Annotated in this window: 23 protein-coding genes and 3 tRNA genes; 8 read left to right on the forward strand and 18 right to left on the reverse strand. The window is 64.5% G+C overall.

What is annotated here, in order from left to right:
* Positions 1–163 precede the first annotated feature (163 nt).
* The 3 genes from ACSBOX_RS19875 to ACSBOX_RS19885 form a co-directional block, all read right to left on the reverse strand.
* On the reverse strand, positions 164–1,543 hold the full coding sequence (locus tag ACSBOX_RS19875) for a cryptochrome/photolyase family protein (RefSeq protein ID WP_442544004.1): 1,380 nt from the start codon (positions 1,541–1,543) through the stop codon (positions 164–166).
* An 83-nt stretch (positions 1,544–1,626) separates the two neighbouring features.
* Positions 1,627–2,298: a fasciclin domain-containing protein gene (locus tag ACSBOX_RS19880; protein ID WP_442544005.1), complete on the reverse strand. Its 672-nt coding sequence runs from the start codon at positions 2,296–2,298 to the stop codon at positions 1,627–1,629.
* A gap of 216 nt (positions 2,299–2,514) precedes the next feature.
* Positions 2,515–3,306 (reverse strand): IclR family transcriptional regulator, encoded by a 792-nt coding sequence (locus ACSBOX_RS19885; protein WP_442544006.1) that lies wholly within the window; start codon positions 3,304–3,306, stop codon positions 2,515–2,517.
* Positions 3,307–3,524: 218 nt separating this feature from the next.
* Between ACSBOX_RS19885 and ACSBOX_RS19890 the strand changes: the two genes are divergently transcribed.
* The 6 genes from ACSBOX_RS19890 to ACSBOX_RS19915 all read left to right on the forward strand — a co-directional run bounded on the left by ACSBOX_RS19890 (position 3,525) and on the right by ACSBOX_RS19915 (position 8,688).
* Positions 3,525–4,265 (forward strand): CoA transferase subunit A, encoded by a 741-nt coding sequence (locus ACSBOX_RS19890; RefSeq protein WP_442546075.1) that lies wholly within the window; start codon positions 3,525–3,527, stop codon positions 4,263–4,265.
* Positions 4,266–4,295: 30 nt separating this feature from the next.
* Complete coding sequence (locus ACSBOX_RS19895) at positions 4,296–4,979, forward strand: CoA transferase subunit B (RefSeq protein WP_442544007.1); 684 nt, start codon at positions 4,296–4,298, stop codon at positions 4,977–4,979.
* Positions 4,976–6,196 carry an acetyl-CoA acetyltransferase gene (locus ACSBOX_RS19900; RefSeq protein ID WP_442544008.1) on the forward strand — a complete coding sequence of 407 codons (1,221 nt, stop codon included), beginning with the start codon at positions 4,976–4,978 and terminating at the stop codon, positions 6,194–6,196. The genes ACSBOX_RS19895 and ACSBOX_RS19900 overlap by 4 nt, the downstream gene beginning before the upstream one ends.
* Positions 6,197–6,344: 148 nt before the next feature.
* Complete coding sequence (locus ACSBOX_RS19905) at positions 6,345–6,914, forward strand: HdeD family acid-resistance protein (RefSeq protein ID WP_442544009.1); 570 nt, start codon at positions 6,345–6,347, stop codon at positions 6,912–6,914.
* Positions 6,915–6,978: 64 nt separating this feature from the next.
* Positions 6,979–7,785: an exodeoxyribonuclease III gene (locus ACSBOX_RS19910; protein WP_442544010.1), complete on the forward strand. Its 807-nt coding sequence runs from the start codon at positions 6,979–6,981 to the stop codon at positions 7,783–7,785.
* Positions 7,786–7,818: 33 nt separating this feature from the next.
* Entirely contained in the window at positions 7,819–8,688 is an 870-nt protein-coding gene (locus tag ACSBOX_RS19915) for a hypothetical protein (protein ID WP_442544011.1), read from the forward strand.
* Between the two features lie 134 nt (positions 8,689–8,822).
* Here the strand turns inward: ACSBOX_RS19915 and ACSBOX_RS19920 are convergent, their stop codons facing one another.
* The 5 genes from ACSBOX_RS19920 to ACSBOX_RS19940 form a co-directional block, all read right to left on the reverse strand.
* Complete coding sequence (locus ACSBOX_RS19920) at positions 8,823–9,881, reverse strand: LacI family DNA-binding transcriptional regulator (protein WP_442544012.1); 1,059 nt, start codon at positions 9,879–9,881, stop codon at positions 8,823–8,825.
* Between the two features lie 119 nt (positions 9,882–10,000).
* Positions 10,001–10,273 carry a hypothetical protein gene (locus tag ACSBOX_RS19925; RefSeq protein ID WP_241707324.1) on the reverse strand — a complete coding sequence of 91 codons (273 nt, stop codon included), beginning with the start codon at positions 10,271–10,273 and terminating at the stop codon, positions 10,001–10,003.
* Positions 10,270–11,145, reverse strand: coding sequence for a carbohydrate ABC transporter permease (locus ACSBOX_RS19930; protein WP_442544013.1), 876 nt, complete (start codon positions 11,143–11,145; stop codon positions 10,270–10,272). The genes ACSBOX_RS19925 and ACSBOX_RS19930 overlap by 4 nt, the downstream gene beginning before the upstream one ends.
* Positions 11,142–12,161, reverse strand: coding sequence for a carbohydrate ABC transporter permease (locus ACSBOX_RS19935; RefSeq protein WP_442544014.1), 1,020 nt, complete (start codon positions 12,159–12,161; stop codon positions 11,142–11,144). The genes ACSBOX_RS19930 and ACSBOX_RS19935 overlap by 4 nt, the downstream gene beginning before the upstream one ends.
* 87 nt (positions 12,162–12,248) lie before the next feature.
* Positions 12,249–13,529 carry an ABC transporter substrate-binding protein gene (locus ACSBOX_RS19940; RefSeq protein WP_442544015.1) on the reverse strand — a complete coding sequence of 427 codons (1,281 nt, stop codon included), beginning with the start codon at positions 13,527–13,529 and terminating at the stop codon, positions 12,249–12,251.
* 128 nt (positions 13,530–13,657) lie between these two features.
* Here ACSBOX_RS19940 and ACSBOX_RS19945 point away from each other — a divergent pair, with 128 nt between their 5' ends.
* Positions 13,658–15,517 carry a glycoside hydrolase family 13 protein gene (locus ACSBOX_RS19945; protein WP_442544016.1) on the forward strand — a complete coding sequence of 620 codons (1,860 nt, stop codon included), beginning with the start codon at positions 13,658–13,660 and terminating at the stop codon, positions 15,515–15,517.
* Between the two features lie 118 nt (positions 15,518–15,635).
* Here the strand turns inward: ACSBOX_RS19945 and ACSBOX_RS19950 are convergent, their stop codons facing one another.
* The 9 genes from ACSBOX_RS19950 to ACSBOX_RS19990 form a co-directional block, all read right to left on the reverse strand.
* On the reverse strand, positions 15,636–15,941 hold the full coding sequence (locus ACSBOX_RS19950; protein WP_442544017.1) for a hypothetical protein: 306 nt from the start codon (positions 15,939–15,941) through the stop codon (positions 15,636–15,638).
* 200 nt (positions 15,942–16,141) lie between these two features.
* Entirely contained in the window at positions 16,142–16,753 is a 612-nt protein-coding gene (locus ACSBOX_RS19955; RefSeq protein ID WP_442544018.1) for a hypothetical protein, read from the reverse strand.
* Positions 16,750–17,463, reverse strand: a complete 714-nt coding sequence (locus tag ACSBOX_RS19960; RefSeq protein ID WP_442544019.1) for a hypothetical protein — start codon at positions 17,461–17,463, stop codon at positions 16,750–16,752. The genes ACSBOX_RS19955 and ACSBOX_RS19960 overlap by 4 nt, the downstream gene beginning before the upstream one ends.
* Positions 17,460–17,843: a hypothetical protein gene (locus tag ACSBOX_RS19965; RefSeq protein ID WP_442544020.1), complete on the reverse strand. Its 384-nt coding sequence runs from the start codon at positions 17,841–17,843 to the stop codon at positions 17,460–17,462. Before ACSBOX_RS19965 ends, ACSBOX_RS19960 begins: the two co-directional genes overlap by 4 nt.
* The gene (locus ACSBOX_RS19970; RefSeq protein ID WP_078106814.1) at positions 17,840–18,031 is read right to left on the reverse strand and encodes a DUF2273 domain-containing protein; all 192 of its coding nucleotides are present in this window, start codon (positions 18,029–18,031) and stop codon (positions 17,840–17,842) included. The genes ACSBOX_RS19965 and ACSBOX_RS19970 overlap by 4 nt, the downstream gene beginning before the upstream one ends.
* Positions 18,028–18,501, reverse strand: a complete 474-nt coding sequence (locus ACSBOX_RS19975) for an Asp23/Gls24 family envelope stress response protein (protein WP_442544021.1) — start codon at positions 18,499–18,501, stop codon at positions 18,028–18,030. The genes ACSBOX_RS19970 and ACSBOX_RS19975 overlap by 4 nt, the downstream gene beginning before the upstream one ends.
* Before the next feature lie 538 nt (positions 18,502–19,039).
* Positions 19,040–19,115, reverse strand: a tRNA-Phe gene (locus tag ACSBOX_RS19980).
* Between the two features lie 50 nt (positions 19,116–19,165).
* A tRNA-Asp gene (locus ACSBOX_RS19985) sits at positions 19,166–19,239 on the reverse strand.
* Positions 19,240–19,339: 100 nt separating this feature from the next.
* Positions 19,340–19,412 (reverse strand) — tRNA-Glu (locus ACSBOX_RS19990).
* Between the two features lie 265 nt (positions 19,413–19,677).
* On the opposite strand from ACSBOX_RS19990, the gene ACSBOX_RS19995 reads away from it, so the two are divergent.
* Positions 19,678–20,601, forward strand: a complete 924-nt coding sequence (locus tag ACSBOX_RS19995; RefSeq protein ID WP_442544022.1) for a DMT family transporter — start codon at positions 19,678–19,680, stop codon at positions 20,599–20,601.
* A gap of 75 nt (positions 20,602–20,676) precedes the next feature.
* Here ACSBOX_RS19995 and ACSBOX_RS20000 read toward each other — a convergent pair whose 3' ends face one another.
* Positions 20,677–21,597, reverse strand: a complete 921-nt coding sequence (locus ACSBOX_RS20000) for a carbohydrate kinase family protein (protein WP_442544023.1) — start codon at positions 21,595–21,597, stop codon at positions 20,677–20,679.
* Positions 21,598–21,619 lie beyond the last annotated feature (22 nt).

The following is a 21,619-nucleotide window of genomic DNA, read 5'->3' on the forward strand; positions in this document are numbered from 1 at the left end:
TATACTCGGACTTCCTACTAATTTCTAGAGGACCTCAGCCCGGCTCCTCAACACCCGACCACTTTTGGGGAATGCCCGACGCCGGAACTCGCGCCGGGCGGGCCACGCCGGGCCGAGGCGGGCCTCGGCGGGGCGCAAAGGTGGTAGGAAGTGGTGGCCCGACTCAACGGGGCAGCGAGCCGTAGGCATCCAGAGCCTCCCGGCGCGAGGCCTTGAGGTCCACCACCGGCTCCGGATAGTCCGCTGTGGCCAGCTCCGGGATCCACTGGCCAACGTAGCTGCCGTGGGGGTCGAATTTCGTTGCCTGGGTCTCCGGATTGAAGATCCTGAAGAAGGGCGACGCGTCTGCGCCGGAACCGGCTACCCACTGCCAGTTCGCGGGATTGGACGCAGGATCGGCATCCACCAGGGTGTCCCAGAACCATTGCTCGCCCACTCGCCAGTGAATGCCGAGGTTCTTCACCAAGAGGCTGGCGGCAACCATGCGGACCCGGTTGTGCATCCATCCGGTGTGCCACAATTGCCGCTGCCCGGCATCCACCATGGGGAAGCCGGTGCGGCCCTCCTGCCATGCCCGCAGGAAAACTTCAGCTTCCTGGGACTGATCACCCCGGCCACCCGGCCAAGCCCACGGATAGTGGTCGAATCCGGGCCGCAAATTGGCCGTTGCCAGATCCGGGTGATGGAAGTATTGGTGCCAGCAAAATTCACGCCACCCGAGTTCCGCGGCGAAAACGGCCACTCCGTCGCCCAGTTCCCGACGCCGGCGCTGCTGGGCATGCCATACCTCGAACGGGCTGAGCTGCCCCCAACGCAGGAACGGCGACAAGCGGCTACTGCCCGGCAAATCCGGACGGTCTCGGTTCACCGAATAGTCCGCCAGCCCGCGCTCCACGAAGTCATCGAGAAGCTCATGCGCCTGGGCCGAGCCCGGCCGCCAGCTTTCGGACAATCCGGCCGACCAACCGGGGTTCCGCGGCAACAATCCCCACGAGTCCAATTCCTCGGACTCGGGAATCCGGCCGGAGAATCCGCGGCCCGGTTCCGGAGCTTCCAGCGGTTCGCGGAAATCCAAGCCGGACACAGTCCGCCAAAAGGGAGTGAAGACCTTGAAGGGTCCGCCCTGCTTCGTGGTCACGGCCCAGGGTTCATGGAGCAAGGATGCCTGGAAACTCTCGGCGTGCATCCCGGACTCGCGCGCCCAGGTCTTGATACCGGCGTCGAGCGTTCGCTCCGGCTCGCCATAACGGCGGTTCCAGTACAGCGATTCAGCACCCATCGCCGTCGCGGTTTCCCGGACGATCCCAGCCGCCGGTCCACGGCGCAGCACAAGCGGCACGCCCAAGGTTGCGAGGTCTTCGCGAAGGGTGACCAAGGAATGATGCAGCCACCAGCGGGCGGCGCCGCCCAACGGCCTGATGCCCGGCGATTCCTCGTCCAGGACATAGAGCGCGACGGCGGCTCCATCGTCCGCTGCCGCCCGCAGCGCCGGGTTGTCCGTGGTCCGGAGGTCGTCCCGGAGCCACACGATTGACGGCTTCACTCATCCCCCTCGGATTTGCGGCAAAGGCCATGCCCCCTAAGACGAATCCTAAGGGGCATGATCTGCACTGAGGCTATTGAGATTTATTTCGGCATCAGGACGGTGTCAACCAGGTACACCGTGGCGTTGGCGGTGTGGACGCCACCGCAGATCACGGCAGAACCTCCGTCAACCTTGAGTGCGTCCTTGGTTCCCGTGACGGTCACGGAGTCGCCCTCAACCGTTTTGTGGGTTCCCACGATCTGGTCCGGGGTCAGCTGGCCGGGGATGACGTGGTAGGTGAGGATCTTGCTCAGGGTAGCGTCGTCGGTCTTGAGGCCGTCGATGGTGGCGGCGGGGATCTTGGCGAAGGCGCTGTCCACGGGAGCGAAGACGGTGAACTGGCTGCCGTTAAGCGTGTCCACCAGGTTGACCTTCGGGTTCAGCTTGCCGGACACAGCGGCCGTGAGGGTCTTGAGCAGCGGGTTGTTGGAGGCTGCAACGGCTACGGGGTCGAGAGCCATGCCGGCCACGGAACCTGCACCGCTGGGAACCTGGGAGGCGTAAGCTGCACAGCCCGGGCCGACCAGGTCTTTGGTCGGGTCCATCGCGGCGCTTGCCGAAGCGGACGGGGTCGCCGCCATGGTGGACGACGAGCTCGGAGCCGCCGATGAGGGTGAAGCCGTGGAAGCGGAGCCGCCACAAGCGGTGAGGCCCAACAGGGCGGAAGCGGCGAGGCCGGCAATCGCAAAAGACGTGCGCTTTGTAGCAAGCATGACATTTCTCCTTCAAACGGACTGACATTCGGTGCCGGTTGATTCCGGCGTGAAAGCACTTCACCTTTGCGGGGCTAAGTCCTTATGCCAGCTATTCGGAGGTGTGGGCTGGGTGGATGGGTAGATCTTCAAAACTTAATTTGGAAGCCCCGCAACAACCGACCACTTTTGGAAGCCCCCGACGCCGGATAGCGGCGTTGGTACCGAGGTTTCGGCTCAAAGGTGGTCGGTTCTTGCGGAGCTCATGCGGTGGGCTTCCTCCATCAGCAACTTGCCGAGGACTTCCTGGCGTTCAGGACGGAACCGCGGCTCGATGCCGGTAAGGGACAGCGCGCCGACCGGCCCGCCCAGTTGGTCGAAGACGGCAGCCGCCATCCCCCAGCTGCCCTCCAGGACCAACCCGGGATTCACCGAGTACCCGGCCAATCGGGTCCGCTCAAGGTTCCGGCGCACCACGCCCTCGCTGTGGCCGGCCGCGAACTCCCCCGCGTGCTGTTCCCACCCGGAGAGGATCCCTTCCTGTTCCTCGTCCGGCAGGAAGGCCATGATCGCCGTGCCGGCCGACGCGACGCCAAGCGGGAACCGGACGCCCTCGTGCAACACGAAGGAGCGCACAGGAAAGCTGCCTTCCTCGCGGAGCACGCACACGGTTTCGTGGCCACGACGGATGGAATAGAAGGCGCTTTCGCCGCTCTCCTCGGCCAGGCGGCGCAGGCTGGGCCTGGCCAGGTCCTCAAACGGGAACCGGGCCGCCGCCACGGACCCCAGCAGGAAGATCTCGGGCCCCAGGATCCAGTTCCCGGTCCGTTGGTCATGATCCAGCAGGCCTTCGGCCGCGAGGGATGCGAGCAAGCGGTGCACCGTTGGGCGCGTCAGTCCGGACTCGCGGACCAGGCCGGCGATGGACATGCCCTCCGGCTTGCGTCCCACGAGCCGGAGGAGCGCGGCAACCCGGCCCACCACTTGGGCGCCCTGCACAGGCTTTGTGTGCGGCTGTCGGGTCGACATCCCTACCCCTCTCCGAGATTTCCTCCACAATGTGGACACCTTCAAGACTACCGTCCACACTGTGCGAGTTCAGCCTGGCTGGCCACACGACGCCGTTGACCCTTCGCTTAGGGCCGCCATATGCTCCTAAGCCAGACGACCAGTCCAGACGACCTCGGCACAGTGTCCACAAAGTGGATAGGCGCTGAGTGACCTTACTCAAAGACGAGGACAAAGCCATGGCCAAAATCCGTCCCAGTTCAGCCGTTGCGCTGCAGGACGTCCTGCGCGACGGCCAGACGATCGCCGTCGGAGGTTTCGGGCTCAGCGGCATCCCCGCGGACCTGATCGACGCCGTCCGCGATTCGGGGGTCAAAGACCTGACAGTGGTCTCCAACAACATGGGCATTGACGGCAAGGGGCTCGGCGTCCTCATCGAAGGCGGCCAGGTCCGCAAGGTCATCGCCTCCTACGTGGGCGAGAACAAGCTCTTCGCCGAGCAGTACCTCTCCGGCCAGCTTGAGGTCGAGTTCGCTCCGCAGGGCACCCTCGCCGAGCGCCTCCGCGCCGGTGGCGCAGGGATCCCTGCCTTCTACACTCGGACCGGCGTCGGAACCTTGGTTGCCGAGGGCAAGGCGCTCGAAGAGTTCGACGGCGTGACGTACGTCCGCGAGCGCGGGATCGTCGCCGACGTCGCACTGGTCCATGCGCACACCGCGGATACGGACGGCAACCTGATCTACCGGTACACGGCCCGGAACTTCAACCCTGTCGTGGCGACGGCGGGCATCGTGACCATTGCCGAGGCCGAAGTGATCGTGCAGCCCGGCGAATTGGATCCCAACCACATCGTGACACCCGGCGTCTACGTCCAGCGGCTGGTCCAGGCGAGCGGCCGGCCCAAGGACATCGAGCAGCGCACGGTGCGCCCGCGGCTTTCCAGTACAGCCCGGACCCGCACTGAAGCCCTGGCCGTCTAAGCACCCCCCCCCCAGCGAAGGAGCACCACCATGGCATGGACCCGAGACGAAATGGCCGCCATCGCGGCCGAGGAACTCCACGACGGCGACTACGTCAACCTCGGCATCGGCATTCCCACCCTCGTTGCCAACAACCTGCCCGACGGCGTGCGCGTTGTCCTGCAAAGCGAGAACGGCCTGCTCGGCATGGGTCCTTTCCCCTATGAAGGCGAGGAAGACGCCGACCTCATCAACGCCGGCAAGCAGACCGTCACGGTCCTGCCCGGCGGCAGCATCTTCGACTCCGCGACGTCATTCGGGATGATTCGCGGCGGACACGTCAAGGTCGCCATCCTCGGCGCCATGCAGGTTTCCGGCAACGGCGACCTCGCCAATTGGACCATTCCGGGAAAGATGGTCAAGGGCATGGGCGGTGCCATGGACCTGGTGGCCGGCACTCCGCGCGTCGTGGTCCTCACCGAACACAACGCCAAGGACGGGAGCGCGAAGATCGTCCGCGAATGCACCCTGCCGCTGACAGGCCTCGGGGTGGTGGACCGCATCGTCAGTGACCTCGCGGTGTTTGATCTGCTCAACGACGACGACGGCGGTCGGCAGCTCACGCTGACGCGCCTCGCCCCGGGGGTCACCGTGGAAGAGCTCCGCGAAAAGACGGATGCAGCGTTCGACGTCGCATTGGAAACCGCCTTCCCATTCGAAGGAGCCACAGCATGAGCCTGAAGGACCAGTTCGGCAAAGATGTCCTCCTCACCGGCTGGGGACACAGCAAGTTCGGCAAACTCACGGACGAGACGCTGGAATCCTTGATCGTCCAGGTGTCCGCGGAGGCCATCCGGAACTCCGGACTCGACCCACGGGACATCGACGAGATCTACCTCGGCCAGTTCAACTCCGGCATGCAGCCCCTGGGCTTCACGTCGTCCCTTGCCCTGCAGCTGTCCGAGGACCTGGCCAACGTGCCCGCAACCAGGACCGAGAACGCCTGCGCCTCCGGTTCCGCGGCATTCCAACAGGGAGTGAAGGCCGTCCTGGCCGGCACTGCCCGCAACGTCCTGGTGATCGGGGCGGAGAAGATGACCGACGCCGGAGCCGACATTGTCGGAGCAGCCCTCTTGGGCGCGTCCTACGAAATGGCAGGCAAGGCCTCCACCACCGGCTTCACGGGGTTGTTCGCGGAGGTGGCCAAGCACTACGAAAAGCGCTACGGAGCTGGCATTCAAGGGTTCGGCCTCGCCGGTGCAGGCCTGAGCGACGTCCTCGGTTCCATCGCCGCCAAGAACCACCACAACGGCATGGACAACCCCTACGCGCAGATGCACCGCGACTTCGGCGAGGAGTTCTGCCGCACGGTTTCCGAGAAGAATCCCATGGTTGCCGAACCGCTGCGCCGCACCGATTGCTCCCCCGTGTCCGACGGCGCCGCCGCCGTCGTGCTCTCCCTGGGCCCGGCGTCGGGCGCTGCTACCGAGCCCGTGCGGCTGGCGGGCTTCGGGCACGCGAACGACTTCTTCCCGGCAGAGCGCCGCGACCCCACGGAGTTCGCGGCCACGCGGGTGTCCTGGGAACGCGCGCTGGGGATGGCCGGCGTCGGGATCGACCGGCTGGACTTCGCCGAAGTGCACGATTGCTTCACGATCGCCGAGCTGATCATGTACGAGGCCATGGGACTGACCCCCCGCGGCGAAGGTTCCCGGGCGGTGCAGGAAGGCTGGGTCTACAAGGACGGCAAGCTGCCCATCAACGTGTCCGGCGGGCTCAAGGCCAAGGGCCACCCCGTGGGCGCGACAGGCGTGTCCCAGCACGTCATCGCAGCCATGCAGCTCACGGGCACCGCCGGCGCAATGCAACTGCCCAACGCCCGCCGCGGAGCCGTGCAGAACATGGGCGGCGTGGGCATCGCGAACTACGTTTCGATTTTGGAGTCAGTCTGAGGAACACCGCTGAAACTCCCCGCTTTTGACGCCCGACGTCGACCGCGGCCTGCGTAGTGACGCGGGCTGCCGTCGGGGTCCAGGTCCAAAGGTGGGGAGTTCCAGCCGACCCATTCCCCAGCTACCTCGCCGGGTCTAAACTGACCCTATGTCCGACACCGCAGGACGCAAGTTGTTTCAGCATTCAGGTACGGCGCTCATCTTCCGGGGAGCTTTGGCCCTTCTCTTTGCCTTCCTGGTTGCTTCCCTGCCGGTAGCCACGGTCTTTGCCCTTGTCTACGTCTTTGGCGTGTTTGCCATTACCGACGGGCTCACCAACATGGCCCACTATTTCTACGATCCTGCGCGCCACTCCCGCTGGAGCCTGATCGGTGGCTTCATCTCGGTCGCAACGGGCCTCGTGGCCGTTTCGTGGCCGGGAATCACCGCCGCGGCGCTGGGCGTCCTGATCGGAGCCTGGGCCCTCATCCTGGGAATCTCGCAGATCATCCTTGCCAGGGACATCAGGACAACGGTCAGGGGTTGGTGGATCTGGATGCTGACGGCAGTGGTCACCACCTTGTTTGGACTTTATGTGCTCGTCAATCCAGCAGCCGGATTCCTGGGTGTGGTGGCGCTCCTCGCGACGTACGCCGCGGTCAGTGGCGTTCTGTTGATCGCCTCCGGCATCAGGCTCCGCAGGCGCGCCTCCTCTTCTTCGGTGATGCTCGCCCATTAGCCCCAGCGGTAGCAATCCGCCCCGGGGGGATGCGCCAAGGCCCAAGTTCGGTAAGTTAGTGGCTGTGAAGATAGCTACCTGGAATGTGAATTCGCTCCGCGCACGTGCCGACCGCGTCGAGGCTTGGCTGCAGCGCAGTGACTGCGACGTCCTCGCGATACAAGAAACCAAGTGCAAGGACGACAACTTCCCGTGGGAGCTCTTCGAGCGCATGGGCTACGAGGTTGCCCATTTCGGCCTGAGCCAATGGAACGGCGTGGCGATCGCCTCGCGTGTAGGGCTCGACGACGTCGAACGCACCTTTGTTGACCAGCCTGCCTTCGGAAAAGCCGGCAAGGACCCTGTCCAGGAAGCCCGCGCCATTGCCGCAACGTGTGGCGGGGTACGGGTGTGGAGCCTTTACGTTCCCAACGGCCGTTCGCTCGACGACGAACACATGCCCTACAAGCTCAAGTGGCTGGACACCCTGAAGGGCCACGCCGCCGCTTGGATTACGGAGAACCCCGAAACCCAGGTGGCGCTCGTGGGCGACTGGAACATCGCGCCGCTCGACGAGGATGTCTGGGACATCGATTACTTCCGGGCGAACGCGCTCACCCACGTCAGCGAACCCGAGCGTGAGGCCTTCCGGGCGTTCGAAGGGGCCGGTTTCACCGACGTCGCGCGCGCCTACACTCCGGGTCCCGGCGTGTACACCTACTGGGACTACACGCAATTGCGGTTCCCCAAGAAGGAGGGCATGCGTATCGACTTCGTCCTGGCCTCCCCCGCACTGGCCGCCCGCGTCACCGGGGCGTCGATCGACCGCGAGGAGCGCAAGGGCAAGGGTGCCTCGGACCACGCTCCCGTGATCGTGGAGCTTACGGACTGAGCAGCAACAATTGACGGAGGAGGCGGGCCCGCGATGAGCGGAAAGCTATACGGGAGTCAGGCTGGGCTGCCCTTCTCTTCAGCGTTGCGCGTCTACGAACCGCTCGAGGCATTCCCGGAAGACCAGCGGCAACAGCTCGTGGCGAGCGGCACCCGCAGCGGTTCGCGGGCCGCCGTCGAAAATGCCGAGCTGCTCGCTTCCCTCGGCCGGGTCACGCGCAAGGGCGGGGACCCGTTCCCCACCGGCAGCACCGACCTTGTCCGCATCACGCGGATTCCAAGCGGAGATCCGAACGACCCCGACGGCGGGCGGCTGCTTTACTGCCCTAGCCAACTGGTCATCCGGGCAGGATTGGCGGCCAACGCCCTCATGGAAGGTATCCACGGACCGCTAGCGGACCTGCTCATCCCCGTGGACCAGCGCGACCGGCACCAGGCACGCATAGACCGCATCAACGCCAGCCACGACGCGAAGCGCGTGCACACCCGGGCATCCACCTGGGGCATCCCCTTCAGCTGGTTCTCGCTCTTCCAGGAATCGGACCGCAAGGATGTGGTGGAATCCGGCGGACGCATCCTGACGGTGAGGGTCTGGGCCTCGCTGACCGATGCCTTGGACAGGGCGCGCTTTGCCGTAGCGAACCTCGCCCTCGCCGCCCCGGACCTCGACATGCTGGACGACCTCACACAGCTCACCGAATGGCTCGAATTGTTCCATGTGCAGTCGATGGTCGAGCTTGATTACGGCGCTGTGGCGGACAAGGTCTACCCGGACGAGTCGCCTATGGACGTCAGGCTCGGCATCGAATGCCTGGCCGAGGGCGACATGACAGGAGCGGCCGCGGCGTATCGCAGGCTGGCTTCCCGCTGGATCCCCATCAGGCAGTTGGCCCGGGCTTCGTAGTCCCCACCGCACCCCTCGCCTCGCAAGCTCGGCCAGGGAACCCTGGCGGCGTGGGCCCACCCACCGCACCCCTCGCCTCGCAAGCTCGGCCAGGGAACCCTGGCGGCGTGGGCCCACCCACCGCACCCGCTGGGTCAGTCCTTGGGGCGCGGCGGACCAGTGGTTTCGCGGACTATCAATTGGTGTGCTGCCTTCATGGACCGCACGGAACCTGCGGCCCCCGCCAATTCGTCCAAGAGCATCCGCGTGCCCAGTTGTCCTTGTTCGACGGGGTCCTGGGCCACGGTTGTCAGGCCCATGGCCTCGGCGAATTCATGGTTGTCAATGCCGATGATGGACAATTCTTCCGGTACGCGGACGCCGCGACGGCGGGCCTGCAACATGGCTCCCATGGCCATTTCATCGGAGGCGCAGAAGATCGCCGTCGGTTTGGGCCCGGGTTTGCTCCAGAGTTCGTCGAAGGCTTCCTGGCCGCTGCCCACGGTGAAGTTTCCGAAAATGTCCCATTCCGGAGGCATGGAAAAGCCGGCGCTCGTCATGGCATCCGTGAAACCGTCAACGCGCAGTCGCGGCACGGTGAAGTTCAGGTCGGAATCGTCCTGCCCGTGGAGCAACGCGATCTCTCGGTGGCCCAGGTTCAACAAATGCATGGTGGCTTCCACCGAAGCAGCGTAATCGTCGATGCCGATGCTGGGGCAGTCCTCCACGGGACCGCCCACGATCACTAAGGGGATTTCGATCCTCTGGAGATCGGCGATTTCCTCGGGAGTCAGGGACATACAGAGGACCAGGAGTGCGTCGATCTGTTTGTAGACCATCGTCTTGCTGAAGAGCCGTTCCCGCGCTCCGCGCTGCCCGCCCAGGTTGAAGAGGGACAGGTTGTAGCCGCGCGCGTGGAGCTCCCGGTCTACGCCCTCGATCGCCTTGAAGAAGAACCAACGGTCCACGTAGGGGGCCAGGACACCGATTGTCCTGGTGCGGCCCGTAGCCAGCCCCGAAGCGGACGACGACGCCACGTACCCGAGTTCTCCGGCGACCCGCAGGATCTTTTCCCGGGTAGCAGGCGACACCCTGGGAAGGCCGCGCACCGCGCGGGAAACGGTGGCGGTGGAAACGCCTGCGGCATGTGCGACGTCCTCAATGCTGGCTCCTGCGTGGCCGCCACGCTGGGAACGTTCATTCGTTTTTGCCACTCAAGCCCCCTCAAAGATTCCGTGCGGAAGCCGGGGGTTCCTTCCCAGACGGCAGATAACCAGCGTATTCCGCCTGGTTGCCCTCCGCCGATTCCGCTCTGTTTATTTCGGCCCGCTGCTCAACCGATGCGCCTTGATGTCCGCGCGGGGAGCCGCCGGCGAAGCCGAAGCATTCCCCACAGGGCCAGCAATACTGCCAGCAGGCCCAGGGCCCAGCCCAATGCGGGCTGGGCCGTGAGTTCGGCGGCCACCGTGATGACCAGCAGGACCAAGGCCCAAAAACCGAGAAAACCAATCACGAGATCGAAATCCTCTGCCGATTTCACTCGCGTGTTCTGCTCCTTGGCCGGGCCGCCGAGGGACGGCCCGGCCGAATCAGGAGTTTGCGTCATTTGACCGCGCCCGCTGTCAGCCCTGCCACGATCTTGCGCTGGAAGACCAGCACGAGGATCACCAGCGGAATCGTCACAACCGTTCCGGCTGCCATGACGGCAGTGTACGGCTCTTGGTGCGGCTGGGCACCGGCGAACGAGGCGATGGCCACTGTTACGGTCTTGGTCTGGTCATTGGACAGCTGGCTCGCGATGAGGAACTCATTCCACGAAGCGATGAACGCCAGGATGGCGGTGGTGAACACGGCAGGCGCAGCAAGCGGCATGATCACCTTGCGGAATGCCTGACCCTGCGTGCACCCGTCAATTCGAGCCGCTTCCTCGAGTTCCCACGGCATTTCCCTGAAGAAGGACGTCAGGGTGTAGACCGTCAGAGGGAGCACAAACGAGATGTTTGGAATGATGAGCGCCTGGTACGTTCCGACCCAGCCGATGTTGGTGAACAGCTGGAACAACGGCGTCACCAAGGCCACACCGGGGAACATGGATGCTCCGAGGATGAAGCCAAGGACCAGGAATTTGAAGCGGAATTCAAGCCTGGACAAGGCATAGGCCGCAAACACTCCGAATAGCAGTGCAACCACGGTGGTTACCCCTGCCACGAGGAGCGAGTTCAAGAGATTCCGGCCGAAGTGGTTGCCCAGGTTCTCCGAGAACACCGTGTTGAAGTTGTCCCAGGTGACGTGGGTGAAGAACGGCGTCGAATCGAAGGTGTATCCAACGTCGCGGAACGCGGTCACGATCATCCAGTAGAACGGAATCAAGCACCAGATAAAGATGACTGCTGCGCTGATGTACGTTCGCCCGCTTGCCCAGCGTTCCCGCCGTCGTGCAGCTGTCTTGGGCGCTGTGTCAAAGGTCACCGCGGTCATTTTTCCTGCCCCTTGGTCTTGGGTGTGGCTGAGGCGACAGCGTTGGCTCCGAGGAAGCGAACGAAGATGAACGCAACGATGAAGATGATCAGGAAGGTGATCGTCGATAGGGCCGCTGCCGAGTTGAATCCTTGACGGATCTGCTCAACCACCAGGATGGACAACGTTGTTGTGTTGTTCGAGCCCTGGGTCATGATGGCCGGAAGGTCATACATGCGCAGTGCGTCTAGGACGCGGAACAGGACAGCCACCATGAGCGCCGGCTTCACGAGCGGCAACGTGATCTGGGTGAAACGCTGCCATGCCGAGGCGCCGTCGACCTTCGCGGCTTCGTACACTTCCGCCGGGATGATCTGCAGGCCAGCCAAAATCAGCAGGGCCATGAACGGCGTGGTCTTCCAGACGTCTGAAATGATGATCGCCCAACGGGCCGGCCACTCGCTGCCTGTCCACAGGATTGCCGTCCCGAAGAGTTTGTTGGCGATTCCGTCGAAAGCGAAGATGAAGAACCACAGTTTCGCGGTCACGGCAGTTGGAATGGCCCACGGAACCAGGACGGCGGCACGGAGTGCACTGCGACCCCGGAAGGTCCGCGCCATGATGATGGCCATCCAGAACCCGAGGACGGTCTCCAAGACAACGGTGACCGCCGTGAAGAAGAACGTCGTTCCTACGGCGTCCCAGAACTGGGATCCAAGAGTGCCGGGGGCACAGGCCGCGGAGCCACATTGCTGGGCCAACCAGTGGACAAAGTTGTCGAAGCCGGCGGGTCCACCCTGGACGAAGACCTTGGTGACCGGGTCAAGACCCTGGTCTTTCTGGAACGCCATGATAATCGCGTTGACCACCGGGTACACGATGACGACGGCCAGCAACACCAACGCGGGTGAGATCAACCAGAACGCCCACCGGCCTTGGGATGTGGCCGCCCGGTCCTGTCCTACTTCTTTTTGAACTTTTTTGGGTTTGGGGCTTGGTGTCTCTGGCGCCCGTTTAGGCTGCGCAAGGGTGGACATTTCCCCTCCTTCCGGAAATTGATAGCGTGCCCCTCGGGCGGCCGTTCGCGTGAAGCGCCAGCCGCCCGAGGCTCACTGGAGGTGTTGCTATTGGCTGGCCGAGTTGATGGCCGTGTCCATATCCGTCATTGCCTGATCGACGGACTTGTCACCCTTGATGGCAGCGTAGGCATTGTCCTGGATGGCCTTGGTGACCGCTGGGTAGAACGGCGTGACCGGGCGCGGCACGGCATTCGAAAGCGAGGTCTTCAGCACCGGAAGGTACGGCAGCTGCTGGACCAGGGTCTGATCGTCGTACAAGGAAGCGATCACCGGGGCCAGCGAACCCTGGGTTGCGTAGAACTTCTCGGTCTCTTCACTGGTCATGAAGGTCAGGAAGTCCTTCGCCGTTGCCTTGTGCTGCGAGTAGACGCTGACGGCAAGGTTGTGGCCACCGAGGGATGAGGCGCCAGGGCCGCTCTTGCCCGGGAGCGGAGCCATGCCGAAGGAGTCCTTCACCTTGGAGGAGCCGTCCGTCTTGGCGAGGTTGTAGACGTAAGGCCAGTTGCGCATGAAGAGGAGCTTGCCGTCTTCGAACGACTGCCGGCCCTGTTCTTCCTGGTACGTAACAGCCTGCGTGGGGATGTTTCCGTTCTTGTAGGCGGTGACCAGGTTGTTGAGGCCGGCCTTGGCCGCCGCGGAGGTCACGGTGGACTTGCCGTCGTCGCCAACGATCGTGCCGCCTGCCGAGTTGATGGCTTCAGCCGCGTTCACGGTGAGGCCTTCATACTTGGCCATCTGTCCTGCGTAGCAGTCGATGCCCTTTGACTTCGCGATGGAGCACATGCTCATCATCTCGTCCCAGGTCTTGGGCGGGGTGGGCACCAAGTCCTTGCGGTAGTACAGGATGCCGCCGTCAGAGGTCTGGGGCGCCGCGAAGAGCGTGTTGTTATACGTGGCCGTCTTGACCGTTGCAGGCAGCATCTTGGAGGTATCGATGCTCATCTTGTCCGAGAGCGGCTGAAGCCAGCCCTTCGCGGCAAACTCTGCTGTCCAGATGACGTCCACGTCAACCACGTCGTAATTGGCGTTTTTGGCCTGGAAGTTCTGGACCAAATCGTCGTGTTGCTGGTCCGCCTGGTCGGACTGCTCCTTGAAGGTGACCTTCTGGTCCGGGTGCGCCGCATTCCACTTATCGACGAGCGGGCGGACAACGTTGCTGTTGTCCTTGCCCTGGACGTAGGTGATAGGACCCCGTCCGTCGATGTTTGCTGCGGCATCGCCACCGCTTGAGGCTGTGCTGCCGCCACCGCCGCCACCACAGGCGGACAGGGACATGGCTAGCACGCCGGCAACAGCAGCCGGCAAAAGGTACTTGCGTGTGTTCATGCTGGGAACTCCTCAGTGAGTGGACCAGGTATTTCCGCTGCGCGGTTGATGTGGTGAGCCTCACATTAGTAAGCTTCCGGGTAGTAATGCAAGCGTTTACATAAAAATATGTCTTCGAGAGGAATCCAGTGCCGCACTCCCCGATCCCAACCCCCGGTTCCAACAATTCCGCGTGGTGGGCAAGCGCCGTGGTGTACCAGATCTATCCTCGCTCTTTCGCCGACGGCAACGGCGACGGGATGGGCGACCTTGCCGGGGTCACCGCAAAACTGCCGTACCTGCAGGAGCTGGGCGTGGATGCCGTATGGCTCTCCCCGTTCTATAAGTCGCCGCAGGCTGATGCCGGATACGATGTGGCGGACTACCGGGCCGTGGATCCGCTCTTCGGCACCTTGGAAGACTTCGACACCATGCTGGAGAAGGCACACAGCCTCGGCATCAAGGTGATCGTCGACCTCGTCCCCAACCACACCTCGGACGAGCACGCCTGGTTCCGCGAAGCCCTTGCCGCCGCCCCCGGCTCCCCCGAACGCGGGCGGTACATGTTCCACCCGGGCAAAGACTCCAAGCCGGGCTCCGGGGACGGGGCCTTGGCCCCGAACAATTGGAAATCCATCTTCGGCGGCCCCGCGTGGACGCGCCTGACGAACGACGACGGCACTCCGGGCGAGTGGTACCTGCACCTTTTCGACACGAAGCAGCCCGATCTCAACTGGGAGAACCCCGAGGTCCATGAGGAGATGCGTTCGGTGCTCCGCTTCTGGCTGGACCGCGGAGTTGACGGCTTCCGGGTGGATGTTGCCCACGGCCTGGTCAAGGAAGCCGGTTTGCCGGACTGGGAAGGCGCTGCCGCAATGGTCGAAGGTGGTTTGTCCGCACCCGGCGCCCACAGCGAAGCCGTCGAACCGCATACCGCCAAGCTGCACATCGTCCCCGCAGCCGAGAGCCCCGCCGGGACCGTCGCGACCGCCGTCGAGCACAAGGTCAAGCCGCCGCTGGACCCGCCGTCGCCCTTCTTCGACCAGGATGGCGTCCACGAGATCTACCGTGAATGGCACCGAGTCCTCGCCGAATACGACGGCGACCGCATGCTGGTTGCCGAGGCCTGGGTGGAGCCTGCGGAGCGATTGGCCCGGTACGTGCGCAAGGACGAAATGCAGCAGGCCTTCAACTTCGATTTCCTCCTGGCAGGCTGGGACGCGGAGCGCATGGCGGTGGCGATCGAAACGTCGCTGGACGCGGCCGGATCTGTCGAGGCTCCCTCCACCTGGGTCCTGAGCAACCACGACACCGTCCGGCACCCCAGCCGTTTCGGGCTGGCAGATCCCACCACGTTCCCCAAGGGAATCGCGGCGGAGGACGAACAGCCCGACGCCGATCTGGGACTCGCGCGGGCACGCGCAGCCTCCATGGTGTCCTTCGCCCTGCCGGGCTCGGCCTACTTGTACCAAGGTGAAGAACTCGGCCTTCCGGAGCACACATCCCTTCCGGCCGAAGCGCGCCAGGACCCATCATTCTTCCGGACCAAGGGCGTGGAACGCGGCCGCGATGGCTGCCGCGTGCCGCTGCCCTGGAAATCCGCGGAGCCCGGCTTCGGATTCTCGGGAGCGGCCTCGGCGGGTACGGGCGACGCCGCTACTGCCGGCACGGCGCCCGCGGCACCCTGGCTGCCCCAGCCCGAAGGGTTCGGCGAGCTGGCGGCGGACCTGCAGGCCGGCGTCGGCGGCTCCACCCTGGAGCTGTACCGCGCTGTCCTGGCATTCCGCCGCTCGCACGGCCTCGGCTCGGGCACGTTCCAGTGGGCTGAAGCGCACGATCCCGCCAATGGAGTCCTGGCCTTCCACAACCGGGACGTCTTGGTAGTGGTCAACATGGGTACTGCGGCTCTTCCCGTCCCGGCCGGGCTGCGGGTGGAACTGTCCAGCGACGGCGGCGCGGGCGGGAGGTCGATTCTTCCGGATAGCGGGGCGTACCTCGTGGCGAAGTAGGGCCTTCCCTTCCCGACCTTCTTTCACACGGAAACGGGACCGACACGCAGCGAGTTCTGCGTGTCGGCCCCGTTTTGTATCCAAAGAGGGTCAGGAAGGCGCCGTCATGGCGTGTAGCTTACTTGCCGCCCTTGAAGAATCCGGCGATCTTGGAGCCGAGGCCCTTGGCGTTCTCGGCCACGTCCCCCGCGATTTCCTTGGCGTTCCCGGCGACATCCCCAGCGAGGTCCTTGGCTTTCTCAGCCACGTCGCCCGAGAGGAATTCCTTGACGTGCTCCGCGGCGTCGCCGGCGAATTCCTTCGCGTTCCCGACCGCCTCGCCGGCAAATTCCTTGACGTGCTCCGTGGCATCTCCCGCGACGTGCTTGGCCTGCTCAGCTGCGGCTTCGGCGCTCTGCTTGATGTTGTTCACTTCTTCGCTCATGGTTTTCTCCTTGTTCCTGGCCCAAAGTGCCTTTGGTCCATCGGCTTGACTCGGACCCGAGGTCCGGTGCCGGCCGGGCAAGCCCAACCAAAGGGAAGAGTTCCCCCTACCCTTCAAACTATGGCCCCACGCGCACCCCTGCAACGCAAAACGCCCGGCAAAGGACAAAGCCGTCCGATTAACAACGGCTGCGCGTGAGCTCAGCGAACGCGCTCGGCCTTGCTGAACCTGGTGCGCGCTCCGGCCCCGATATGAATCAACACGGGTGTCTTCCGCCCGACGACCAGGTCCAGTGCCTCCACCAGCCGGGAGACATCCGCGGCCAGCAGGTGCGGGGAAACTCCTTGACGGGGCTGGACCCTGACCCTGAGCCCGGGACGGCCATTGACCTCGTACGTTGCCACCGTGACGCCGGCGAGGTCCGGACGTTCCGCGAGTGCAGCCTTGAGCGCCTGCTCGGCAAGGTTGCCGCCGATGTTGACGTCGCCAGGGGTCCTGGCGTCGTCGTATTCCGACACGATGAGGTTCGCGCGGCCTTTGCCCTGCTGCGATACCCAGGACACCATGAGCACGATCAGGACAACAAGCACCGCAGCTGCCGCAATCCAGAGCCAGCTTTCCTCCCGTCCTGGAATACGGGTTTGCTCGGAGAGGTACTTGGCGTGTTCCCAGAGCCCGGCGGACCAGCCTTGCCACCAACTTCCCACCGCGGGAACGGTGGCGAGCAGCATCAAGAGAAAGCCGATAGCCAACAGCATCAAGCCAAGGATGCCGATCAGGATGCGGTTGAGGACGTGCGGGGTGCCGTTCATGCCCCGATCACCCCCGAAGTAGCGACATTGACACGGACTGAAGGCATCGGCGAAGGGGCCATCCTTTGAAGTTCGTCCTGGACGGCGGCAAGGATGCGTTCCTCGTGCAAGGGGACGCCCGAGGTGGGCCGGACGTTGACCACAACCAGCCGCTGCGAAACCACCACTATGACTTGCTCCTGGGTGACATTCGCCGCCGTTCGGGCAGCCCGGGCCAGTGCCGAAGCGATGACCTCGTCGTCCACCACTACTCCGGCCCTGGGATCTTCAAGCAAGTGGCGGGACTTCCGGCCGGGCAGGACAGCGTTCAAAAAGAAAATCAAGCCAACCATGGCCACGACGCCGCCGAGCGCGCCGAGCAGCAGGGGCGAAGTACCGCCCGGCAAGGCCGTGAGCCGTTCAGCGGCCGTTTGCGGATCGATGAGCCACGGTGGTTGGCCGATGGCGCGCAGGGCGGATTCGAGGAGGGCGTAGACACAGGCGGCAATCACAAGTGCCGCCGCCAGTCCGGCCATTCCCGCGCGGGAAGAACGGGTCTCGCGCTTGAGGATGCGCCGGAGTCCGACGTCGATCCGGTCGCTGACGTCGGAAGTCCCGGGTGCCGGGACGCCGTGGGTATCCCCGTCGGCCGTATCCGCGGCGTGCAAAGTGTCCGGGTGGCTGCCGTCCGGGTGGCTGCGCCGGGCGTGCGGGGTCTGGGCGTGGCTCATTGGACGCGGGCTCCTTCGCTGATGCGTGCGCCGCTGATCCGGATATCCACCCGGCTCAGGGTGGAACCGCTGAGCTGGGCAACACGATCAAGAATGGCCGTCTTGGCAGCGACGGCCCGGTCCCAAACCGTACCGCCGTATCCTTCGACGCGCAGCGGGTCCCTGAGGACTTCGGTCAGCGAGGGCATACGGATCGGGGCGGCAACCGAGAGTGCCAGGAGGCCGTCGTCGTCCGACCATTCGGCGCGTACATCCTGCGCCAAGACGCCGAGCGCCTCCGCGGCGGCCGCCTGGGCCAAAGTGGTGAGGGCCTGGGTGCTGATTCGGTTGTGTCCGGCCAGGGAGACGGCAGGCTGCACAGCCTCAGCCGTGGAACTCATGACGACGAGCGGCGGCCGGTGAGGGCATCCAGCACGCTGCGCAGGTCAAGCTTTCCGTCCGCGGCGCGGCCCAGGAGTGCGCCGATGCCCATGAAGAGAAGGGCAATGATGAACCCCCACAGCCCGAATTGGAAGGCCATGAACGCCACGAAGGCGCCGATCCCGATCCCGACAACAGTCATGCTCACTGGAGTGGCTCCCTTTCCGATAATGCGCCTTTTGTTCCGGCTTTGACGGGCGGGGCAACGTAGACGTCGTTGATCTCAACGTTGACCTCAATGACTTCCAGCCCAACCAACGATTCGACCGCACGGTAGACGGCCGCGCGGACCTGGTTGGCGACATCATGCAAAGGGTATCCATAGACGGCCACAAGATTGAGGTCCACCGCGACTTGGGTCTCACCGACCTCGGCGCGGACACCCGCAGCATGATCCTGGCTGCCGACGGCATCGCGGATGGCTCCGAGGGCGCGCGATGGAGCCGATCCGAGGGAATAGACACCCGGAACACCCCTGGCTGCAATGCCGGCAACCTTGGCGACAGCGGAATCCGAGATCACTGTGCGGCCACTTCCTGCCACCGTTTGCCGGTCCTCGGATACCGGAGCCCCAACGGCTTCCGGTTCAGGCGCGGTGAAGCTTTCCTGCTGTTCCATGTAGCCCTCCCCTTCTGTTGAGTACCACCCTAGCGCTTGCCTGTGACAAGGCGGAGACAAGCCGCCCTTGCCGTGAGATTCTGCTGGATCACCCCGAGCCGCGTAGTTTGCCAGCCGCGGGATTCCAGGGGTCGCGGGTTTGTCCATTCGAGTGATTGAGCAGAATCCGTCAAGCCGGCACGAAAACGGGGCCGCCAGGTCATTCCGGCGCTGCACGGCCTGGTGATGGAACGTTGCCCGCGGGTTCCCGCCTTGCAACGAGCTCCGGTAAGCGAAGCTGGTTCGACGATCTACGGACCCTGTCTGATTCTGCTGGATCGTTCTCTTCGCCGACGTTGCCGGCCCCGTGATTCCGCGGGCCCGGCGTTTGTCCAGCCGAATGATTGAGCAGAATCCGACATCCGAGCGAAAACGATCCCGGGCGCACGTGACACACCCGGGATTTACACACGTTTTGTCCTATAACTCGAATAACGGGCTTTACCGCTGCAGGTTAAATGAAGAAAAGCGCCAGTTCCGAAGAACTGACGCTTCCCAGTGGTGGCTCCGACCGGCGTCGATCCGGTGACCTTTCGATTTTCAGTCGAACGCTCTACCAACTGAGCTACAGAGCCTTAGGTGACAATGTCACCATGATTGCCGGAATTTCATCCGGCAATCAGAGCGACCCTGACGGGACTTGAACCCGCGACCTCCGCCGTGACAGGGCGGCGCGCTAACCAACTGCGCTACAGGGCCTTGCTTGCAGTATCTCTACTACGATTGCGGCATCTCTACCGCTTTTTTCAAGGCTTCCAGCCTACCAGACTTTTCAGTCCGATCTGACCAGTTCCTTGCGTACCCCCAACGGGATTCGAACCCGTGCCGCCGCCGTGAAAGGGCGGTGTCCTAGGCCGCTAGACGATGGGGGCCTGGAACAATCCGAATTCGCGACGGCCGACAACGCACTGCGATTTCCCGCCTGCATCCCGCTTCTCGCTCGTCCGAACTGGACTCTAAAACTTTAGAGCATAGTCGGGGATATTCCCAAATCGCCTCCCGCGGAACGAAAACCGGAACGCAAACCAGGACGCAACGCACCGCCTCAAACTCCCGCCTCGAGAGTTGGCGGTTTCTTGTTGAAAGACGTCCGAATTCCGCCAGTCCGCCCAGCCCTTCCCGGGCTAGATTGGCATCATGGCCACAAGCACCCCAATCTCTCCGGCGACCACTCCCTCCCGGACCATCAGTAAGCTCGGCATCGCCGCCGTCATCGTCACCGTTGTCCTCTGGGCGTCCGCCTTCGTAGGCATCCGCGCCGTGGGACCCAGCTTCTCCCCCGGCTCCCTGTCGCTCGGACGGCTGGTTGTTGCCGCCGTCGCGCTCGGAATTGTTGCCCTGCCCAGGCTCAAGCGTTGGCCCAAAGGCCGCGAATGGCTGCCCATCCTCGCCTACGGCGTCATGTGGTTCGCAGGTTACAACCTGGCCCTGAACGCCGCCGAGCACATGCTCGATGCCGGTACCAGCGCCATGCTCATCAACGTCTCGCCCATCCTGATCGCTGTCCTCGCCGGCGTCATCCTGAAAGAAGGATTTCCGCGTTGGCTGATCATCGGCAGCCTCGTGGCATTCAGCGGCGTTGCGCTGATCGCCCTCGGTTCGGGACAGCGCTCGACGGCGGACGTCGCCGGAGTGCTGTTGTGCCTCCTTGCCGCCGTGCTCGCCGCGGTAAGCGTCATCGTCCAAAAGCCCGTGCTGCGCAAGTTCTCCGCGGCGCAGGCCACCTGGTTTGGCATCATGGTAGGCGCCGTGTGCTGCTTGCCGTGGGCCGGCCAGCTGGTGACCGAAGTGCAGGCAGCGCCCCTTCCGGCCACGCTTGGCTTGGTGTACCTCGGGATCTTCCCGACGGCCATCGCTTTCACCGCGTGGGCCTATGCGCTGTCCCTCATCGAGGCCGGCAAACTCGCCGCCACGACCTACCTGGTTCCGGGCACCACGATCCTGATTTCCTGGGCGGTGCTCAAGGAGATCCCCACCATCTGGGGACTCGTGGGCGGTGTCATCTGCCTCGTAGGCGTCGGGCTGACGCGGCGCCGCTCGCGTCGTATCACCTCGCGCTAGAAGCCGGACGGTCCGGCGCCGCTTCCGCTAGGCGGCCGCGCCGGGCCCCAGCCGCCGTCGGGCCCCAGAGCCGCCCTACCTTGCCATCCCGGCCAGAAGCTCGCGGTGCGTGGGCGGGTTGGCTCCTGGCCGCCCCACGGTAATGGACGCCGCCATGGATGCGGTCTGCCCGATGCGCTCGAGGACCGTGGGCGCGAGCCCTTGGCTGCCGCGCAGCAACAGCCCGAGGATCAGTGCCGACATGTAGGAATCACCGGCCCCGATGGTGTCGGCCACCACCGAGGTCACCGCGGGAACCGTCAGCTGGGTGTGCGGCGTCGCCATGAGGGAGCCCTGCGCGCCCCGAGTCACCACGGCCAGGCCGGCACCGAGACCCAGGATGTGCTTGGCAGTCTCTTCCAAGGACTTGCCCGGGTAGAGCCAGAACGCGTCGTCGTCGCTGAGCTTCACCACGCTGGTCAGCGGTACGAGCTCCTCGAATATGCGGAGTGCCTCGCCGTGGCTGCCCAGGAGGTCGGTGCGGATGTTGGGGTCGTACGTGACGATGCACCCGCCTTGGGCCTGCTCCAGGAGGGTCCTGACCACGGCGGCGCCGGGCTCGAGGAACGTGGCGATCGAACCCGTGTGGAGGATCTTCGGGGCGTAAGGGAGCGCGGCAGGAGCGAGCTTCCACTCGATGTCGAAGGTGTACTCGGCCGAACCGTCCGCGGCGATCTCCGCCGTCGCCGTCGCGGTCTTCGCGAGCGATTGCGAGCCCGGCAGGACAACCACGCCGGCGCTTGCCAGATGCGCCGCGATGGACTCGCCCCGGGAATCGCGCCCGACGGCGGTCAGCAGCCCCGCTTTCACGTCGAGCCGTCCGAGGCCATAGGCGACGTTCGCCGGCGAGCCGCCGGGGTACTCGGTCTGCCCTTCGGGCGAGTTGACGATGTCGATGAGCGCTTCGCCGACCACGACGACGTCGAGCGGCTCGGACGCGAGGTGCGAGTGGTTCATGCGTTTCCTGTTCCTTGTTTGG

The sequence above is a fragment of the Arthrobacter sp. KN11-1C genome (genome assembly GCF_052180225.1).
In the GTDB taxonomy this organism is placed as follows: Bacteria; Actinomycetota; Actinomycetes; order Actinomycetales; family Micrococcaceae; genus Arthrobacter.

Coding starts and splice junctions, on each gene's coding strand:
- ACSBOX_RS19880 (WP_442544005.1), bottom strand. CDS start 2,298: ATGCTTGCTACAAAGCGCACGTCTTTTGCGATTGCCGGCCTCGCCGCT.
- ACSBOX_RS19885 (WP_442544006.1), bottom strand. CDS start 3,306: ATGTCGACCCGACAGCCGCACACAAAGCCTGTGCAGGGCGCCCAAGTG.
- ACSBOX_RS19890 (WP_442546075.1), top strand. CDS start 3,525: ATGGCCAAAATCCGTCCCAGTTCAGCCGTTGCGCTGCAGGACGTCCTG.
- ACSBOX_RS19895 (WP_442544007.1), top strand. CDS start 4,296: ATGGCATGGACCCGAGACGAAATGGCCGCCATCGCGGCCGAGGAACTC.
- ACSBOX_RS19900 (WP_442544008.1), top strand. CDS start 4,976: ATGAGCCTGAAGGACCAGTTCGGCAAAGATGTCCTCCTCACCGGCTGG.
- ACSBOX_RS19905 (WP_442544009.1), top strand. CDS start 6,345: ATGTCCGACACCGCAGGACGCAAGTTGTTTCAGCATTCAGGTACGGCG.
- ACSBOX_RS19915 (WP_442544011.1), top strand. CDS start 7,819: ATGAGCGGAAAGCTATACGGGAGTCAGGCTGGGCTGCCCTTCTCTTCA.
- ACSBOX_RS19925 (WP_241707324.1), bottom strand. CDS start 10,273: ATGACGCAAACTCCTGATTCGGCCGGGCCGTCCCTCGGCGGCCCGGCC.
- ACSBOX_RS19930 (WP_442544013.1), bottom strand. CDS start 11,145: ATGACCGCGGTGACCTTTGACACAGCGCCCAAGACAGCTGCACGACGG.
- ACSBOX_RS19935 (WP_442544014.1), bottom strand. CDS start 12,161: ATGTCCACCCTTGCGCAGCCTAAACGGGCGCCAGAGACACCAAGCCCC.
- ACSBOX_RS19940 (WP_442544015.1), bottom strand. CDS start 13,529: ATGAACACACGCAAGTACCTTTTGCCGGCTGCTGTTGCCGGCGTGCTA.
- ACSBOX_RS19950 (WP_442544017.1), bottom strand. CDS start 15,941: ATGAGCGAAGAAGTGAACAACATCAAGCAGAGCGCCGAAGCCGCAGCT.
- ACSBOX_RS19955 (WP_442544018.1), bottom strand. CDS start 16,753: ATGAACGGCACCCCGCACGTCCTCAACCGCATCCTGATCGGCATCCTT.
- ACSBOX_RS19960 (WP_442544019.1), bottom strand. CDS start 17,463: ATGAGCCACGCCCAGACCCCGCACGCCCGGCGCAGCCACCCGGACGGC.
- ACSBOX_RS19965 (WP_442544020.1), bottom strand. CDS start 17,843: ATGAGTTCCACGGCTGAGGCTGTGCAGCCTGCCGTCTCCCTGGCCGGA.
- ACSBOX_RS19975 (WP_442544021.1), bottom strand. CDS start 18,501: ATGGAACAGCAGGAAAGCTTCACCGCGCCTGAACCGGAAGCCGTTGGG.
- ACSBOX_RS19995 (WP_442544022.1), top strand. CDS start 19,678: ATGGCCACAAGCACCCCAATCTCTCCGGCGACCACTCCCTCCCGGACC.
- ACSBOX_RS20000 (WP_442544023.1), bottom strand. CDS start 21,597: ATGAACCACTCGCACCTCGCGTCCGAGCCGCTCGACGTCGTCGTGGTC.